Annotated in this window: 21 protein-coding genes; 9 read left to right on the top strand and 12 right to left on the bottom strand. The window is 60.7% G+C overall.

Annotated elements, in window-relative coordinates; translation table 11 throughout:
- The first annotated feature begins 1 nt into the window (after position 1).
- Entirely contained in the window at positions 2-469 is a 468-nt protein-coding gene (locus V0U79_RS09720) for a DUF6438 domain-containing protein (RefSeq protein WP_330199307.1), read from the top strand.
- Here V0U79_RS09720 and nth read toward each other — a convergent pair.
- Both nth and V0U79_RS09730 read right to left on the bottom strand, forming a co-directional pair.
- The gene (gene nth, locus V0U79_RS09725) at positions 466-1,128 is read right to left on the bottom strand and encodes an endonuclease III (RefSeq protein ID WP_330199308.1); all 663 of its coding nucleotides are present in this window, start codon (positions 1,126-1,128) and stop codon (positions 466-468) included. The genes V0U79_RS09720 and nth overlap by 4 nt on opposite strands.
- A 29-nt stretch (positions 1,129-1,157) precedes the next feature.
- Complete coding sequence (locus V0U79_RS09730) at positions 1,158-1,775, bottom strand: LysE family translocator (RefSeq protein WP_330199309.1); 618 nt, start codon at positions 1,773-1,775, stop codon at positions 1,158-1,160.
- A 71-nt stretch (positions 1,776-1,846) separates the two neighbouring features.
- On the opposite strand from V0U79_RS09730, the gene V0U79_RS09735 reads away from it, so the two are divergent.
- From V0U79_RS09735 to V0U79_RS09750, 4 genes are read left to right on the top strand one after another with little or no spacing between them, the layout of a single operon-like run.
- Positions 1,847-2,446, top strand: coding sequence for a DUF2244 domain-containing protein (locus tag V0U79_RS09735; RefSeq protein WP_330199310.1), 600 nt, complete (start codon positions 1,847-1,849; stop codon positions 2,444-2,446).
- Complete coding sequence (locus V0U79_RS09740; protein WP_330199311.1) at positions 2,418-3,272, top strand: methylated-DNA--[protein]-cysteine S-methyltransferase; 855 nt, start codon at positions 2,418-2,420, stop codon at positions 3,270-3,272. The genes V0U79_RS09735 and V0U79_RS09740 overlap by 29 nt, the downstream gene beginning before the upstream one ends.
- A 9-nt stretch (positions 3,273-3,281) precedes the next feature.
- On the top strand, positions 3,282-3,842 hold the full coding sequence (locus V0U79_RS09745) for a hypothetical protein (RefSeq protein WP_330199312.1): 561 nt from the start codon (positions 3,282-3,284) through the stop codon (positions 3,840-3,842).
- 2 nt (positions 3,843-3,844) lie between these two features.
- On the top strand, positions 3,845-4,309 hold the full coding sequence (locus V0U79_RS09750) for a VOC family protein (protein WP_330199313.1): 465 nt from the start codon (positions 3,845-3,847) through the stop codon (positions 4,307-4,309).
- On the opposite strand, the gene V0U79_RS09755 is transcribed toward V0U79_RS09750, so the two are convergent.
- Together V0U79_RS09755 and dapB are read right to left on the bottom strand one after the other, a co-directional pair.
- Entirely contained in the window at positions 4,310-4,924 is a 615-nt protein-coding gene (locus tag V0U79_RS09755) for a helix-turn-helix transcriptional regulator (protein WP_330199314.1), read from the bottom strand. It lies immediately after the preceding gene.
- 83 nt (positions 4,925-5,007) lie between these two features.
- Entirely contained in the window at positions 5,008-5,817 is an 810-nt protein-coding gene (dapB, locus tag V0U79_RS09760) for a 4-hydroxy-tetrahydrodipicolinate reductase (protein ID WP_330199315.1), read from the bottom strand.
- 176 nt (positions 5,818-5,993) lie between these two features.
- Between dapB and V0U79_RS09765 the strand changes: the two genes are divergently transcribed.
- Positions 5,994-6,638 carry a TetR/AcrR family transcriptional regulator gene (locus V0U79_RS09765; protein ID WP_330199316.1) on the top strand — a complete coding sequence of 215 codons (645 nt, stop codon included), beginning with the start codon at positions 5,994-5,996 and terminating at the stop codon, positions 6,636-6,638.
- On the opposite strand, the gene dnaJ is transcribed toward V0U79_RS09765, so the two are convergent.
- Together dnaJ and dnaK are read right to left on the bottom strand one after the other, a co-directional pair.
- Positions 6,635-7,810 (bottom strand): molecular chaperone DnaJ, encoded by a 1,176-nt coding sequence (gene dnaJ, locus V0U79_RS09770; protein ID WP_330199317.1) that lies wholly within the window; start codon positions 7,808-7,810, stop codon positions 6,635-6,637. The two genes, V0U79_RS09765 and dnaJ, sit on opposite strands and share 4 nt — an antisense overlap.
- Positions 7,811-7,869: 59 nt before the next feature.
- Positions 7,870-9,792: a molecular chaperone DnaK gene (gene dnaK / locus V0U79_RS09775; RefSeq protein WP_373696462.1), complete on the bottom strand. Its 1,923-nt coding sequence runs from the start codon at positions 9,790-9,792 to the stop codon at positions 7,870-7,872.
- A gap of 256 nt (positions 9,793-10,048) precedes the next feature.
- Here dnaK and V0U79_RS09780 point away from each other — a divergent pair, with 256 nt between their 5' ends.
- Entirely contained in the window at positions 10,049-10,495 is a 447-nt protein-coding gene (locus V0U79_RS09780) for an eCIS core domain-containing protein (RefSeq protein WP_330199319.1), read from the top strand.
- 48 nt (positions 10,496-10,543) lie between these two features.
- Positions 10,544-11,161, top strand: a complete 618-nt coding sequence (locus V0U79_RS09785; RefSeq protein WP_330199320.1) for an alpha-ketoglutarate-dependent dioxygenase AlkB family protein — start codon at positions 10,544-10,546, stop codon at positions 11,159-11,161.
- On the opposite strand, the gene V0U79_RS09790 is transcribed toward V0U79_RS09785, so the two are convergent.
- From V0U79_RS09790 to hrcA, 4 genes are all read right to left on the bottom strand, one after another.
- On the bottom strand, positions 11,158-11,505 hold the full coding sequence (locus V0U79_RS09790; RefSeq protein WP_330199321.1) for a hypothetical protein: 348 nt from the start codon (positions 11,503-11,505) through the stop codon (positions 11,158-11,160). The two genes, V0U79_RS09785 and V0U79_RS09790, sit on opposite strands and share 4 nt — an antisense overlap.
- Before the next feature lie 9 nt (positions 11,506-11,514).
- Positions 11,515-12,792, bottom strand: a complete 1,278-nt coding sequence (locus tag V0U79_RS09795; RefSeq protein WP_330199322.1) for a M48 family metallopeptidase — start codon at positions 12,790-12,792, stop codon at positions 11,515-11,517.
- Positions 12,793-12,862: 70 nt separating this feature from the next.
- Positions 12,863-13,507, bottom strand: a complete 645-nt coding sequence (grpE, locus tag V0U79_RS09800) for a nucleotide exchange factor GrpE (protein WP_330199323.1) — start codon at positions 13,505-13,507, stop codon at positions 12,863-12,865.
- A 17-nt stretch (positions 13,508-13,524) separates the two neighbouring features.
- The gene (hrcA, locus tag V0U79_RS09805; RefSeq protein WP_330199324.1) at positions 13,525-14,595 is read right to left on the bottom strand and encodes a heat-inducible transcriptional repressor HrcA; all 1,071 of its coding nucleotides are present in this window, start codon (positions 14,593-14,595) and stop codon (positions 13,525-13,527) included.
- Between the two features lie 119 nt (positions 14,596-14,714).
- Here hrcA and rph point away from each other — a divergent pair, with 119 nt between their 5' ends.
- The gene (gene rph / locus V0U79_RS09810; RefSeq protein WP_330199325.1) at positions 14,715-15,425 is read left to right on the top strand and encodes a ribonuclease PH; all 711 of its coding nucleotides are present in this window, start codon (positions 14,715-14,717) and stop codon (positions 15,423-15,425) included.
- 146 nt (positions 15,426-15,571) lie between these two features.
- On the opposite strand, the gene V0U79_RS09815 is transcribed toward rph, so the two are convergent.
- Complete coding sequence (locus V0U79_RS09815) at positions 15,572-15,802, bottom strand: helix-turn-helix domain-containing protein (RefSeq protein WP_330199326.1); 231 nt, start codon at positions 15,800-15,802, stop codon at positions 15,572-15,574.
- A gap of 14 nt (positions 15,803-15,816) precedes the next feature.
- Complete coding sequence (locus tag V0U79_RS09820) at positions 15,817-16,359, bottom strand: DUF2975 domain-containing protein (protein ID WP_330199327.1); 543 nt, start codon at positions 16,357-16,359, stop codon at positions 15,817-15,819.
- Positions 16,360-16,406: the final 47 nt, after the last annotated feature.

Here is a 16,406-nt window from a genome sequence, read left to right on the forward strand (position 1 = left end):
GATGCGCGCCTTCCTCATCCCCCTTTCGCTGTTTGCGCTGGCCGCCTGCGCGACGACCGGCAATTCCAGCGATCGGATCGAAATATCCGAAGGGCCGTGCTTTGGCGCCTGCCCGATCTACGAGCTGGTCGTAACACCGGACGATCATTACGAGCTGGACGGCCAACGCTTTACCCGCATCAATGGATTTTCGGAGGGTGACCTTCCTCGCGGCAGCTTCGTGCAGATGCGCGATCTGCTGGACCGAGCGGACTTTTTCCGGCTGCCGGAGAATTACACATTCAGCAATCCTGATGTCTGTCCGGGACCGGAACTGTCCGACATGCCGTCCATCACCATCACCTACACAACCCGCCGCGGGTCGCACACGGTGACCTGGTATCAGGGCTGCCGGGCTCCAAATATGCGCGATCTGCGCGACGGGCTGCGGGATGCGTTCGGCTATGAGGATATTGTCCGGCCGGGTTAGGCAGGCGTCTTCTCGTCAAACCGGCAAAGATCGGCGACGGCACAATTTCCGCAATCCGGCTTGCGCGCCTTGCAGGTATAGCGCCCGTGAAGGATCAGCCAGTGATGGGCGCCCTTCAGATATTGTGACGGCGTGATTTTCTCGAGCTTCAGCTCGACCTCCAGCGGATTCTTTCCGGGCGCAAGGCCGGTCCGGTTCGAGACCCGGAAAATATGGGTGTCGACGGCAATCGTGGGCTCCCCAAAGGCTTCATTCATCACCACATTGGCCGTCTTCCGGCCAACGCCGGGGAGCGTCTCCAATTCCTCGCGAGTTTGCGGAACTTCGCCGCCGAAATCCTCGAGGATCATTCTGGATAGCGCGAAAACATTCTTGGCCTTGTTCCGGAACAGACCGATGGTCTTGATGTGTTCGCGAATGCCATCCTCACCCAGGGCCAGCATCTTTTCCGGCGTATCGGCGACAGCGAAAAGGTTCTTTGTGGCCTTGTTGACCCCGACATCGGTGGCTTGCGCTGACAGGGCAACAGCGACAACCAGCGTAAACGGATTGACATAGTCGAGCTCGGTCGCGGGCTCGGGACGCACTTCCGCCAGGCGGGCAAAGAAATCTGTGGCCTCTTCCGTTGTGAAAGGTGCGGGTTTCTTCTTTCGCGGCATGCAGCGCTCCGGATCCAATAGGTTGAAATCTAGCGTGCGGTGGAGGCCAAAAGCCAGAGCGCAACACCGGCCAGCAACACGGACAGGATCCGCCGCGCCAGCCTGAACCGGGCCGGATGATCGATCAGTCCGTGCAGATGACTGGCGGCGACCACAAGCCCGAGATGGACAAAGGTCGCGATGATAGCGGACAGGATGGCCAGAAAGACGGCCTGTATCGCGATCGCGCCATCGCGGTCGATGAATTGGGGAAGGACGGACACATAGAAGATGGCCGCCTTGGGGTTCAGCACATTGATCGTGAAGCCGTGAAATGCGTGGCGGGCTGATGATTTCCCGATCCGCGCAGCCGAACTTTCTCCGGCCTCGCGCCAACCTTCCCAGGCCAGGAATAAAAGGAACCCACACCCGCCCCATCGCAGGATTTCAAACAGAACCGGATTGCTCTCGACCAGCGCCGCAAGCCCCAAGGCTGACGCGAGGGCAATGGTCAGAAGGCCCAGGCCGATACCGGCTGTCGCGGCAAGGCCGGCGCGCCGGCCTTCAGAGGCACTCATAATGGTCAGCCAGACCATGTTCGGACCGGGCGTTAATTCCATCAGCAGCACAGTCAGGAAAAAAAGCAGAAGAGCGGCGAGATCAGGCATTCCTGAACGCCTACGGCAAACACTTGCGATCGTCACGCGACTTTCCCCGCCCCGGTCCTATAATCCGATCCATGCGCAATCTGATCGAAACCTGCCCCGCCGAACCGGGTTTGCCAGACGCTCCGGAGGAGCCGCTTTTCATGGATGCCGTTCTGGCGCCCAACCGGTCCTTGCCGAATCCGGGATTTATCGTCCTGATGGCGGTGCTTTGTGGCGTCAGCTTCGCAGCCGGGCTGGCCTATTGGCGGATGGGCGCCTGGCCGATCCCCTTCTTTTTCGGCCTGGATGTGGCGCTGGTCTGGATGGCGTTCAAAGTCAGTTATCGCGACGGCCGCCGAAGGGAAATCATCCGGATTGCGCGCGATCGTATCCTGGTTCATCGCCAGCACCCGAACGGGGCGGTTCGTCATTATGTTCTGCCCACGGCATGGACAAAAGTGAGGGTGCATGAGGCCGGAAAGCATGATGCGGCCATTGAATTATCGGCGTCCGGAAAGAGGCTGATCGTCGGCAGCTTCCTCAGTCCGGCGGAGCGGCCGGATCTCGGAGAGGCGATCGGGCGGGCCATCAGGAAGGCCACACTGCCGGCGCCGCAAGAATCGGGTGGCGCAGGGCACTTTCTTGCTTCATCAGGAAGCCATGATGACTTCAAACGATCCGATCCCGTATGATCTTTATGCCGCCGAGCGTGATTTTGACAGGATCAGCGATGCGCTCAGTTTTCTGGGCGATTTCTGGCGCGATCATCCCGATCTGGACTCTGCTGCGCGGTCGGCAGGGCTTTCACCGCATCATTTCCAGCGGATCTTTTCGCGCTGGGTTGGTGTGAGTCCCAAGAAATATGTCGGCGCGCTGGCCCATTCTGCGGCGCGCGAGGCGATTGATGGCGGCGCCAACATTCTGGATGCCAGCTTCGAGGCGGGCCTGTCCGGGCCGGGCCGGTTGCATGACCTGTTCATCGCCCATGAGCAGGTGACACCGGGTCAGGCCAGGGCAAAAGGCGCGGGCCTCGGTTTTCTCTGGGGCACAGCCCCGACACCGTTCGGGAATGGCGTGTTTCTTGTCGCGCCGCGCGGCCTGTCGGCGCTGGCTTTTGCTGATCCCAGTGTCGAATCTGCGTTTGAAGACCTCCGCGCGCGCTATCCTGCCGCCGAGTATGTCCGCGATGATGGCGAAGCCCTGCGCTGGGCGGAGCGTATTTTTGCCGAAGGCGACGGGCCGATCCCTCTGGCTCTTTATGGAACGCCGTGGCAGAGGCAGGTCTGGCGGGCTCTACTGACCATACCGGCCGGTCAGACGGTCACTTATCGGGATATTGCCGCGGAAGTCTGCACCCCGAAAGCGTCACGGGCGGTCGGCGCGGCTGTTGGCGCCAATCCCGTCAGCTGGCTGATCCCCTGTCACCGGGTTCTGGCATCGGACGGACGCCTGACCGGTTATCACTGGGGTGTGAATCGCAAGCGCGCCATGCTGGCGTATGAGGCGGCAAGCGCCTAGATAGTTCGCATGATCAATCCTTTTGCCGTTGCCGGAATTGTTGCCGCGCTAATAGCGGTCCTGCTGGTTTTGCGCTGGTTCATTGCTGTTGCCGGATTGCGCAGCGATGCCCGTTCTGAATACGCTGCCCGGCAGGGTGACCGGCCGCAGACCATCGAGGGGGTCGATCAGCCGACCTTCGTCAGGATCTACGTTGATGGACACGCCCCCCGCTGGACGCTTTATGCCGCTGCAACGCTCATCGCCGCTATTCTGATTACGCCCTTTGCACTCTATGCGCTGTTTGCCTTCTGGGACTGGATTATCGTGGTTCTGGACGCCGGAGAGTGGTTCGCACCGGGCTATTATCCCTGGATGTTCTATCTGTTCTTCGGCCTGATCGGTGCCTGGGCTTTATGTGGCTATGTCGCCGCCCGCTTTCACCACCGCCGGGCACCCGAAGCCTTCCAGGCAGCCCTGATGCGGGCGAGAGGCGAGCCGCTGGATGATGTTGTCATTCGTCGCGGGCGGCCTAAATGGGCTCGCCGGGCCAGTGTGATCGCCGCACAAAGAGAAAATAGCGAGGACTGACGATGGAATATCTCCACACCATGATCCGGATCAGCGATGTCGATGAATCGCTGCGCTTTTTCTGTGACGGCCTGGGGCTGCAGGAGATCCGCCGCTATGACAGCGAGGCGGGACGGTTCACGCTGATCTTTCTCGCCAGCCGTGACGATATGAAACGCGGTGGATTTACGGGCGAGGAAAGCCCGATTCCTTCAGGCCTCCCGACGATTGAACTGACCCACAACTGGGATCCGGAGGAGTATTCCGGTGGCCGGAATTTCGGTCACCTCGCCTATCGCGTCCAGGATATCTATGCCGTCTGCTCCCATCTCGCGGGTATGGGATATACGATCCATCGGCCACCGCGGGACGGCCGCATGGCCTTCGTCAAATCGCCGGACGGCATTTCGGTCGAGCTGTTGCAATCGGGCGAGGCGCGGGAACCCCAAGAACCCTGGGCGTCCATGGAAAACAGCGGCAGCTGGTAGTCAGGCCCGAAGCCGGATTTTGCGAATCCGTTCAGCCCTTAAATGATGCAGCCTGTCATCTACTGACAATGTTAGAATCGACATTTCGCCGATCGGGGTGACAGAGACGGCGCGGCCTTCGATTTCACGATCTTCTTCATCGAGATCGACATAGATTATCCGGACGGGATGGCCGGTCTCCATGGCCTTCCGGAAGGCCGACAGCACCGCCTCCACCGGCCTCAATTTGTCAGTAAGTGACAGCAACGGGTGGGTTTCCAGCCTTGAAACCCGCTGATGGCCCAGCATTTTCTCGAGGGTTTCCTGGGCTCTTTCGGCATCCTCAGCAGCATCTTCATCTGCCGTCAAAGCGATTAGCCTTGCGCCGCGCCAAAGAATTTGTGCCTGGCGCCAGGTGAGTGAGATCGGTGGCGGGCCGTCATCCGGTGCCAGCCAATATCCCAAACCGGCCTCGCCCTCGATGGGAACGCCGGAATCAATGAGCTTGGCCATGTCACGATAGATGGTCCGCTCCGAGACTTTGAAACGCTCGGCAATCTGATGCGCGGTCAAGGAACCGGGGATCGCGGCCTTGAGAACGCGGACAATTTCGACGAGACGGCGGGCGCGGCTCATGTCACCTCCTGACGAAAACTCTTGTCTCGCGTCTGTCAGGCCAGGTCAAGCAGGGGATTGCGCTGTCGCGTAAGGAAAGGCTGCTAGCCGCCAATAATGTCGCGCATGGCATAAAGGCCGGGTTTTTGACGGAGCAGCCATTGGCTGGCAGTGAGGGCGCCAATGGCAAAGACCCGGCGATCGAAAGCCCGGTGACTGATCGATATCTCCTCGAAATCGCCCAGAAAACGGACATCATGGTCACCGATAACCGCCCCGCCGCGCTGGGACGCAAAACCGATAGTGCCCGGAGTGCGGCGGCCCGACCTCGTACTGCGGCCACGTTCGGCGACCATATCCAGTATCTGCTGACGGGCCTTGGCGATCGTTTCGCCCAATATCATGGCGGTTCCCGACGGCGCATCTGCCTTGTAACGGTGGTGGGTTTCGCTGATCTCTGCATCCCACTTTTCCATGGGAAGGCCCGCAGCGGCCGTTGCAACAAGCATTTCCACCAAAGCGATGCCGATCGAGAAATTGCGCGAGGCGAGAACCGGCATGCGCTCGGCGGCCAGGTGCAGGGCATCGGTCTGATCGGCCGACAGGCCCGTCACGCCGCAAATCAGGGCCGGCCCCCCCAGATCGGCGAGCCGGCGGGCGATAGCGGCCGAGGTTTCGGGTGCGGAGGCATCAATGACGACATCGGCACCCTCAAGGGCGTCCTCGAGGCGGATAACGCTGGTGCGGCCTATCCAGTCGGTGCCGGCCAGTTCGCCGAGATCCTTTTCCACATGATCCGAATCCGAGCGGACGACGCCGCCCACCAGTTCGAAGCGTTCATCCTGTATGGCTTCTCGCGCTATTGCCGATCCAAGTCGTCCACCGGCTCCGACAATGGTCAGTTTTATGGTCATGGTGAGCGCTTCCCGGCTGAGCCTGTTTACAGAATCGTATTTCACTCTCTCTACAGGCTATTAACAAGCCTGCACATTCTCCTTCCGCGTGTCCCCCTATTATAAGAACTGGAATTCGGTTCTATTTTATAGTAACCAACAAATAGCTGATTCGTTTCAACTTTCAGGTCGAGCCTGTGAGCAATTGGTTAAAAGAACAGGACGATGTCGCTGCCAGTGAGGCGGGCGTGCGTCCCGCAATGCAGGCGCGGAGCCGTGCGACACGCAAGCGGATTCTGAAAGTTCTCGACCGCGCGCTGAAGGATCAGAGCATCGATTCTCTTACCGTTGCCGACATAGCCCGCGCTGCGAAATCGTCGGTGGGCGCCTTCTATGGCCGCTTTGCGGACAAGGCCGCTGCCATGGACGCGCTTTACGCAGACCGGATGGAGGAACTGGTTGAAAAGCTGGCGGCAGCCAACCAGGACGCGCGCCGGCACCGGGATGTTCACCGCTGGATCGGCAGCCTCTCAACCGAATGCCTTGAGCATGCTCTGGCCAACCGGTCGCTTCTGGCGCGTCTGGCCGGCCGGACGAGCGATCTCGCCGTGCCTCCGCCCGCGTTTGAAGCGGATCTCGCTCAAACCCTGAATGTCCTGAAAATCAAACCGCCACACTTTGCGCCAATGGCGGCAGATTTCATGATCCGGCTTATTCTGGGCCTCAGCCGCGATGGCGCCTTGTTCCAGGGCGATCTCGATCAACGGCCCGAGGCAAGGAAAACCTACGCATCGGATATCCAGAAAGCCGCTCTCTGGTATCTGACGGCTCCGTCCGCCTAGACGCTCGGGCGACCGTCCTCGCTGGTCAGGTCGTCCCAGAAACGCTTGGCCTTGCCGATAAAACCATCGGATTCCGGGTTACAATTTCCGCCCGATAGTTCGCAGAACTCCTCGAGCAGCTCTTTTTGCCGGTCTGTCAGGTTCCTCGGGGTTTCCACATATAGCTCGACAATCATGTCACCACGAGGCCCGCCCCGCAGGCGCGGCATGCCTTTGCCCTTGAGCCGCATGCGCTTGCCGGTCTGGGAGCCCGAGGGGATTTTCAAATCAGCCTTGCCGCCATCAATCACCGGGCAACAGATCGTTCCGCCCAGAGCGGCCGTCACCATGGGAACGGTGGCGCGGCAATACAGATTGGGGCCGTCCCGCTCGAACAACTCATCATGCTTGAGGGAGACGAAAATATAGAGATCGCCCCTGGGTCCGCCGCGCGCGCCGGACTCGCCCTCTCCGGCCAGACGGATGCGCATGCCGTCCTCAACGCCGGCCGGGATGTCGACATCCAGTGTGCGAACCTTGCGAACATGGCCAACGCCATCGCATTCATTGCAGGGGGTTGTCACGGTCTTGCCCTGACCACCGCAACGCGGACAGGTCTGACGGATACGGAACATGCCGTTCCCGGCGGTGATCACCCCGGCTCCGGCGCATTGTGGGCAGGTTTCCAGCGAGGTTCCCGGCTCGGCGCCGTTACCATCGCAGCGCTCGCAGGTCAGATTGGTCGGAACCTTCAGGGTCGTGGACTTGCCGCCAAAAGCATCCTGAAGCGAAATCTCCAGATCATAGCGGAGATCGGAACCGCGGCTCGGCCCGCTACTCCTGCGTCCACCGGCCCTGCGTCCGCCCATACCGCCGAAGACATCACCAAACACCTGTTCGAAAATGTCGGCGAAATCAGCATTCTGTGCACCGGCTCCAAACGGACCCTGACCGCCACCCATGCCGCCTTCGAAGGCCGCATGGCCCATCTGGTCATAGGCAGCGCGTTTCTGGGGGTCAGACAGAACAGCATAGGCTTCGCCGACTTCCTTGAAGCGGGCCTCGGCCTCTGCATCATCCGGATTCCGGTCCGGGTGATATTGCATGGCCAGCTTGCGGTAGGCGCTTTTCAACGCCTTCTCGTCGACCGAACGGTCAACCCCGAGCACTTCGTAATAATCACGCTTGGCCATGGAACACCCCGAATGGACCGGCGCACCCTAAGGTGCGCCAGCCAGTCTTGCAGAAAGTCTTAAGCGCTTTCTTTCTTGTCGCCGTCGCTAGTGTCGTCGCCATCAACCTCGGAATATTCCGCGTCGACAACATCGTCATCCTGCTCGGGCGTCTCGTCATCATTCGACGCTTCCGATTGCTGGGCCGCATACATGGCCTCGCCCAGCTTCATGGCGGCCTGGACCAGAGCCTGGGTCTTGGCCTGGATTTCAGAGGCGTCCTCGCCATCCTTCACGGATTTCAGCTCGTCGGCAGCCGCATTGATGGCGTTCTTTTCCTCTTCGCCGACCTTGTCGCCGAACTCTTCGAGTTGCTTCTCGGTCTGATGGAGCAGGGCTTCCGCATTATTGCGGGCCTCGACCAGCTCCTTGCGCTTCTTGTCGGCGTCGGCATTGGCCTCGGCGTCCTTCACCATCTGATCGATATCGGCATCGGACAGACCGCCAGAGGCCTGGATACGGATCTGCTGCTCCTTGCCCGTTGCCTTGTCCTTCGCCGACACGTTGACGATACCGTTGGCATCAATGTCGAAGGTGACCTCGATTTGCGGCATGCCGCGCGGTGCCGGCGGAATACCCATCAGATCAAACTGGCCCAGCAGCTTGTTATCGGCGGCCATCTGACGCTCGCCCTGGAAGACCTTGATGGTCACGGCCTGCTGGTTGTCTTCAGCCGTCGAGAAGGTCTGGGACTTCTTGGTCGGAATGGTCGTGTTACGTTCGATGAGCGAGGTGAAAACACCGCCCAGCGTCTCGATTCCCAGCGACAGCGGGGTCACGTCGAGCAGCAGAACGTCTTTCACATCACCTTGCAGGACACCCGCCTGGATGGCGGCGCCCATGGCCACGACCTCGTCCGGGTTCACACCCTTGTGCGGTTCCTTGCCGAAGAAGCCCTGAACAGCTTCCTGGACCTTGGGCATGCGGGTCATGCCGCCGACCAGAACCACATCGTCAATGTCGGAAGGCGACAGGCCGGCATCCTTCAGCGCCTTCTTGCAAGGTTCGATCGTGCGCTTGACCAGATCCTCGACCAGCGCTTCCAGCTTGGCGCGGGAGAGCTTCATGGTCAGGTGTTTCGGACCTGAGGCGTCTGCCGTGATAAAGGGCAAATTCACTTCATAGGAGGAAGCAGACGACAGTTCCTTCTTGGCCTTTTCGGCCTCTTCCTTCAGGCGCTGAAGCGCCAGCTTGTCCTGGCGGAGATCGATCGAATTCTCTTTCTTGAACTCGTCAGCAAGGTAATCGACGATCCGGAGGTCAAAATCCTCACCGCCCAGGAAGGTGTCACCATTGGTGGCCTTCACCTCGAACACGCCGTCCCCGATTTCCAGCACGGACACGTCAAACGTGCCGCCGCCGAGGTCGTAGACCGCAATCGTCTTGTTTTCACCCTTGTCGAGACCATAGGCGAGGGCTGCCGCGGTTGGCTCGTTTATGATCCGCAGCACTTCCAGACCGGCAATCTTGCCGGCATCCTTGGTGGCCTGACGCTGTGCGTCATCAAAATAGGCCGGAACCGTGATCACGGCCTTTTCGACCTTGTCGCCAAGATAGGATTCGGCGGTTTCCTTCATTTTCTGGAGAATGAAGGCCGAAATCTCGGACGGAGAATACTTCCTGTCGCGGCCCTGAACCCAGGCATCGTTATTATCGGATGCCACGATCTTGTAGGGCACCATGCCGGCGTCCTTCTTGACCATCGGATCGTCCATATTGCGGCCGATCAGACGCTTGATCGCGAAAAAGGTCTGCTCCGGATTGGTTACAGCCTGGCGCTTGGCCGGCTGGCCGATCAGGCGCTCACCATCCTCGGTGAAAGCCACAACCGACGGCGTGGTACGCACACCTTCGGAATTCTCGATGACCTTGGCGCTGCCGCCGTCCATGACCGCGACACACGAGTTTGTGGTCCCCAGGTCGATACCAATCACTTTGCTCATGACGTATGCGTCTCCGTTTTTGTCGGGCGAGGCTTTCTTGAACATCCGGGCAGCCCGTAGCGCTATCCGGCGTGATGAAAACCCCCCACGGGTTCAGGCCCTGTCGCCTGCTTCATCTGTTACCGATTGCCGGTTTCCCGGCTCGTTTGCGGAGATAGGAAGCCAGAACAGCGCCCGCAAGGGCAAAAGACGAATCATTTCAGGCGCGGTTCAGGCGTTTTTTGACTATGATGTGCGGGAGAAAAGGGAGGTCGGGATGAAAATCCACAAATTGTGTGTGGTTGCCTGCGTGCTGGCAGTTCCGGCACCGGCCATTGCGCAGGACAATGGAAGTGGCGCACCCGTATCCGATGAAGCGCGCTCAGGTATGGAAATTTCGCTGGGCAGTGATTTTTCAAACGTCGCTGTCCATACAGACAGCAGCGCGGACAGCGCGGCGGACAGTGCTGGCGCGCGGGCCTTTTCCAACGGGCGTGATATCACCCTGGGTGAAGCCGGTAGCCCGGATACCGGGCTGATGGGTCATGAGTTGTCGCATGTGATCCAGCAGCGCTCGTCCGCCAATCCGCAATCGTCGGAAGGCAGCGAAGACGCGGAGACTACAGGCGAAGCCGAAGAGCGCGTTCCGGCCAGGCTGCGCCACCGCAACCGCAATATCGATGAGGAGGGTGAGCCGCGCCGGCGTCAGCGGGTGCCGGACTGACGCAATTTACGGGTGGATTTCCGCGCCCAAAGGGCCATCTTGCCCGGCATGAGCGGCGGATTTCCAGACGGTTTCAGATATCTGCCCGGCTATTTTGACCGGGATCAGCAAAAGGCGCTGGTTGATGCGGTAATGGCGGCAACGCAATCTGCCCCTTTCTTCACACCCCGCATGCCGCGCACCGGTCAGCCGATGAGTGTGACGATGACGAATTTCGGTCCGCTGGGCTGGGTGACCGACAAGGAGATAGGCTATCGCTATGAGCCGGCCCATCCGAAAACCGGCGCGCCCTGGCCGGAGCCGCCCGGCCTGCTGACCGGCCTCTGGGATTCGGTTGCTGACTATCCGGCGCGTTTCGAGGCCTGCCTCGTCAATTACTACACAGGAGCCTCGCGGATGGGCTTGCATATCGACCGGGACGAGGAAGCCACCGATGCCGCCGTGGTGTCGGTCTCGCTGGGCGACAAGGCGCGTTTCCGGCTGGGCGGCCCGGAGCGCAAGGGCAAGACCCGCTCCTTCATTGTGTCCTCCGGAGATGTGATCGTCCTCGGCGGTGACGCCCGGCGCTGCTATCACGGCGTTGACCGGATCTATCCGGGTACATCAACCCTGGTGCCGCAGGGTGGCCGGCTGAACCTCACCATGCGAAGGGTGACTCTGCCCTAGGCAAATGCCAGCCGGAGCAGCGTTCCGAGCACGGCCAGTGTGAAAGGCGGAAAGAAGACCTTCACCACCCTCACCGCCCAGCTTTCCGGAAGAAAGAAGATGTCCCGGGCCCAACCCTCATCCATTCCCATGAGCCGCCGCGCCCGGGTCTGTAGAAAACAGCGCCCACGGTTGATCAGCAGGCCGGCGAGAATGGTGAAAGGCGCGACCAGCGACCAGATGGCGGCCGTGCGCCCGGCACCGCTGACGGCAAATATTGCCAGGCAGGCGAGTGCAGCGAGGCAGGCACCGAAGATTACTGTGTGCGCCAACCTCAGCCAGAAGAGCTGGATTTCCGGAGACATTCGCCGCGCTTACTCCGCCAGCTCCTGCATGATGGCTTCGGCGCGGTCGAGACGAAGCTCCGGCGTCTGGTCTTCTGCGCCCAGGGCCAGCTGACCCGCCTTCCATTCCATCGCCATGGAGACCCGGGCCCGGCCGGAGGGATGATCAAAGAAGATGAATTCTTCCCAATAACCCGGATCGATCTTGCGGTAGGAGGCCAGGCGTAAGGAGACCGTGGCAAATCCGTCGGGCTCACGAGCAGCATTCAGGCCGAACAGGTCGGCCTCGGCCTCATTGGTCCGGATCACCGTGTTGAAGACCGGCGTCATGATGAAGAAATAAACCGACAGGCAGGCCGCCAGCAGGGGCAGGCCGGCAATATCGGATATGCCGGAAATCCCCCAATTCCTGCCAAAACGCGCATTGACCGCGTTGAACATCCAGTTGGTGAAGGCAAAGCCGATGGCCAGGACAACTCCGAAGATGGTGAACATCTCCCAGAGATGATTGAGCGCGTAATGGCCCATTTCATGGCCCATCACGGCTAGCACCTCGTCAGGATCGGTATTCTCTATCAGCGTGTCTGACAGGGCGATGCGGGTCGTGCCGAACAGGCCGTTCACATTGGCCGTGATCCGGTTGGACTGGCGGGAAACATCAAAAACGTAGACGTCGTCGGCCGGAATCCCGTTGGCTTCGGCGATGGCGAGAATGTCGGCGCGCAGCTCGCCTTCTTCCATCGGCGTGTATTCGTTGAACAACGGGTCGATATAGACCGGCGCGACAAAGATCATCATTGCCAGCAAAATGACGGAAACGCCGGCGCCCCAGATCCACCAGGCCGATTTGGCAATTCGCAGGACGATATAGAAGATCGTCAGGAAGACGGCGGCCATCACCATGCCCATGACGAGGCCGATCAGTTGCTCATTCAGCCAGGCGCCCATCGTCATGGTCGACAGACCGTATTCATGCTCGCGGAAATAGTTTTGCCAGATGGTCAGCGGGAAGAGGACAAGCGTTGTGACCAGCGTGTAGGCCGCTGCATATACGGCCACGGTGAGGGATTTTGATTTCACAACGCCCTGAACCCGGTCGCGCAGGCCCTTTGAAAAGCCGGTCTGGAGCAGCAGGAAGGCCATGGCGAGCCCGGCGAGCAGATTAACCAGGATCAGCCAGTATCCGCCTTCGAAATAGGCGTCCGATCGCGCCCGGGCGGCAGCATCCATGGTGGCGATATAGGCGTCGGTGGCAGCAGACGGGTCAAAGCCCGCAGCGGCATTGGTGGCCAGCATCCATTCGGTCATGGCTGAGTTCTCCCCTGTGCTGGGTGACAGGGGAGGCCAATATCCTCGGAAAATCAATGGCCGGGAAAACCTAGGCCTTTACATCCACGCCCGACCCCGGTTCCGATGTATCAGGGGCCTCGTCCGCAGCCGCACCGCCCGCCGAGACCGCCACCATGGCGGCGCGCAAAATGCGCTCCCCGATGACATAGCCGGGTGCGAAGCTGGCCGCGATCCTGCCGGCCGGCTGATCGGACGGTATCTGGGCCGTGGCCTGGTGGCGATTGGGGTCGAACGCCTCGCCGGGCTGCGGGTCGATTTTCTTCACGCCATGGCGTTCCAGTGTCGACAAGAGCGATTTCTCTGTCAGCTCGACACCGTCAACAAGGGTTTTCGCTGCGCCTTCCATGGCCTCGGCCTGAGCGGCCTGCAGAGCGCGGGAGAGGTTGTCGGCAACGTTCAACACGTCTCCAGCAAAACGCGAAATGGCATATTCGCGGGCATCCTTGACGTCTTTTTCGGCGCGCCGGCGGGTATTCTGGATTTCCGCGGCGGTCCGCATCAGCTTGTCGCGCGTGTCTTCCAGTTCAGCCTGAAGGGCGCGAACCGCATCTTCCGGGGACGGGTCGCCCGCTTCGGCAATTGCGGCCTCGGCTTCCTCGAGAGCCGCCTTTTCAGCAGCCTCGATTTCCTCGATGCGGTCCTCGATCGGCATATCGTCTTTGTCTTCAGCCATTTTTGTCCTCTGCCCGTCTAGCTGCGGGATTTGTCCAGTAACCGGCCCACGACGCGGGCGGTATAATCAACCATCGGGATGACGCGCGCATAGTTCAGCCGCGTCGGGCCAATCACGCCCAGCGCGCCGACAATACGCCGGTCGCTATCCATATAGGGAGCCACGATGACACTTGAACCCGACAAGGAGAAAAGCGGGTTCTCGGCGCCGATGAACAGGCGCACGCCTTCGGCTTCACGCGCCTTGTCCAGAAGGGCAATCAGCCCCTCCTTGCGCTCCATCTCGTCGAACAGCATGCGAATGCGTTCGAGGTCCTCGGCGGCCTGAAGATTATCCAGAAGCTGGGCCTGACCGCGGATGATCAGGGCCCGGTCCTTACCGCCTGACCAGTCTGCCAACCCCATTTCCACGAGGGATTGTGCGGCCTCGTCCAGAGCGGCGCGCCGTTCGGTGAGCTCGGCTCGTATTTCGTCACCCGCCTCTTTCAGTGTCCTGCCCTTGAGCCGCGCTGACAGATAGTTTCCGGCCTCGACCAGGGCGGATGGCGGAAGGCCTTCCGGGGCCACCATCATTCTGTTCTCTACCGTTCCGTCGGCACCCACGAGGATGGCCAGGGTCTCGCGAGCGGACACGGGCACGAATTCAACATGCCGCAGCGGGCTTTCGCGCGATGGAGAGGTGACCAGCCCGGCACCACCGGCCAGTCCGGCCAACATGGAGGAGGCTTCCGACAGCACATCCTTGACGCTCCGGCTGGTGGCCGCGACGCGCGATTCAATGACCGCCCGGTCTTCGGCCGCCGGCTCGCCAACCTGCAAGAGGCCGTCGACGAACAGGCGCAGTCCGGCATGGGTCGGCAGCCGGCCGGCACTCTGGTGGGGGGCGGTCAAAAGGCCGATGGAGGCCAGATCCGACATGGTGTTCCGGATCGACGCCGGCGACAGATCAACACCCTCCCGCCGTGACAGGGTGCGGGAGCCAACCGGATCGCCGGTATCGAGATAGGCCTCGACGATCTCACGGAATATCATTCGCGAGCGATCATCAAGGTCGGTCAGGCTGGGCGTGGTCCGGTATTCCTGTGACATGGCGCCCATCAGTTAGGACATGGCGCTGTAGTGTTCAATTCCGCGCTGCCGTTGTACGTGGTTTACGCCGCGCTCCGGCGAGGCTAGACGGGCGGGCATAATTTCAAGGGAGTGACGGGATGAGACCCTATGGCCGCGCGCATGATGCGCTCCGCGATGTTGTGATCGAGACCGGGGTTTCTCCCTATGCCGAAGGCTCCTGCCTGATCAAATGCGGCAATACTCACGTCCTTTGCACGGCGACGGTCGAGGAAAACGTTCCACCATGGATGCGTAATTCCGGCAAGGGCTGGGTGACGGCGGAATACGGCATGCTGCCGCGGGCCACGCATACCCGCATGCGTCGGGAAGCCTCGTCGGGGAAGCAGTCCGGCCGAACCCAGGAAATCCAGCGCCTCATCGGTCGATCGCTTCGGGCGGTCGTTGATCTGAAGGCTCTTGGCGAACGTCAGATCACGCTGGACTGCGATGTCATCCAGGCGGATGGCGGAACGCGGACCGCGGCGATCACCGGGGCCTGGGTGGCGCTGAAACTGGCGATCAACTGGCTGATCGAGGAGGGCGTCCTGAAGTCCGATCCCGTCTATGGCCAGCTGGCAGCGGTATCGTGTGGCGTGGTTGGCGGCACGGCCCGGCTCGATCTGGAATATGAGGAAGACAGCCAGGCCGAGACCGATGCGAATTTTGTACTGACCGTTGATGGTGGAATCGTCGAGATCCAGGCCACAGCCGAAGACAAGCCGCTGCCGGAGGCCGATTTCGCGGAATTGTTTGCGCTGGCGCGCAAGGGTGTCGCAGAGCTAGGCGAAATCCAGAAATCCGTATTATAAGGGAAAAAGAAGCAGCGGGAGCGCGCTGGGGGGCTGGAAAAGGCCCGATCGGCGCTCTTGGGAAGGGGCGTATATGCCGATCAGGCCCGCTCCCGCTGCTTCTTCACCAACCGGCCGGGGACCGTCCGGGGTGTTTCGTGTCCGGTTCAGGCGTCTGTGCCGTCACCGTCCTCATCATCGTCGAAGCTCAGAAGGTCGCCGGGCTGGCATTCCAGCACCTCGCATAACGCTTCCAGCGTCGAAAATCTCACTGCCTTGGCTTTTCCTGTCTTGAGGATGGACAGGTTGGCCATTGTGATGCCGACCCGGTCGCACAGCTCTGTCAGGGACATGCGGCGCTCGAGAAGCATCCTGTCGAGGGTGACGCGAATAGGCATGGGTCCGCGCCTCCCTAAATCGTCAGTTTCTGTTCCTGGCGCATCCTGGCTCCTTCACGAAGGACTTCGGACAACACCAGCAAGGCGGCCACGGCGAACCATGAGCCAAGGTTCAGATCGAACTGGGACAATTCCACCCCGCCGATCCGGTATCCAAAGACGGCCAGCGAGATCGCGACCAGTCCCTGGGCGGCATAACGAACGACCTGATAGACCGCAATCGCTGCCGCAATGACCCGGAGGTGCCCTGCATTTTCAGGGACAAACGGGTCCCCTGCAATCAGCGTCCGGACAATCAGCCTGAGGCGATGGACAATCACCAACAAGGCCAGGATTTCTGCCACGACCAGCGGCAGGAGGATGACCAGATCAACGACGCTTCTCAGCGAGTTGGCGGCCGATTCCGGGATCCAGCCGAATAGCTGAAGCCCGAAGACAAGGGTGGCGCCCAGGAAGCCGACAGCGCTGATGAACAGCACGGCCCACAACAGGTACCAGACAATATCGAGTAGCCATTTAAGCCCCCCGATCATCGGTCCGGGTTTGCTTGCCTCCATTTGACCCCTTACCCCCTTTGAGGCTCCCGGCGGCGCCTCGCGCTACC

This window comes from Hyphobacterium lacteum (assembly GCF_036330345.1).
GTDB classification, from domain to species: Bacteria; Pseudomonadota; Alphaproteobacteria; order Caulobacterales; family Maricaulaceae; genus Hyphobacterium; species Hyphobacterium lacteum.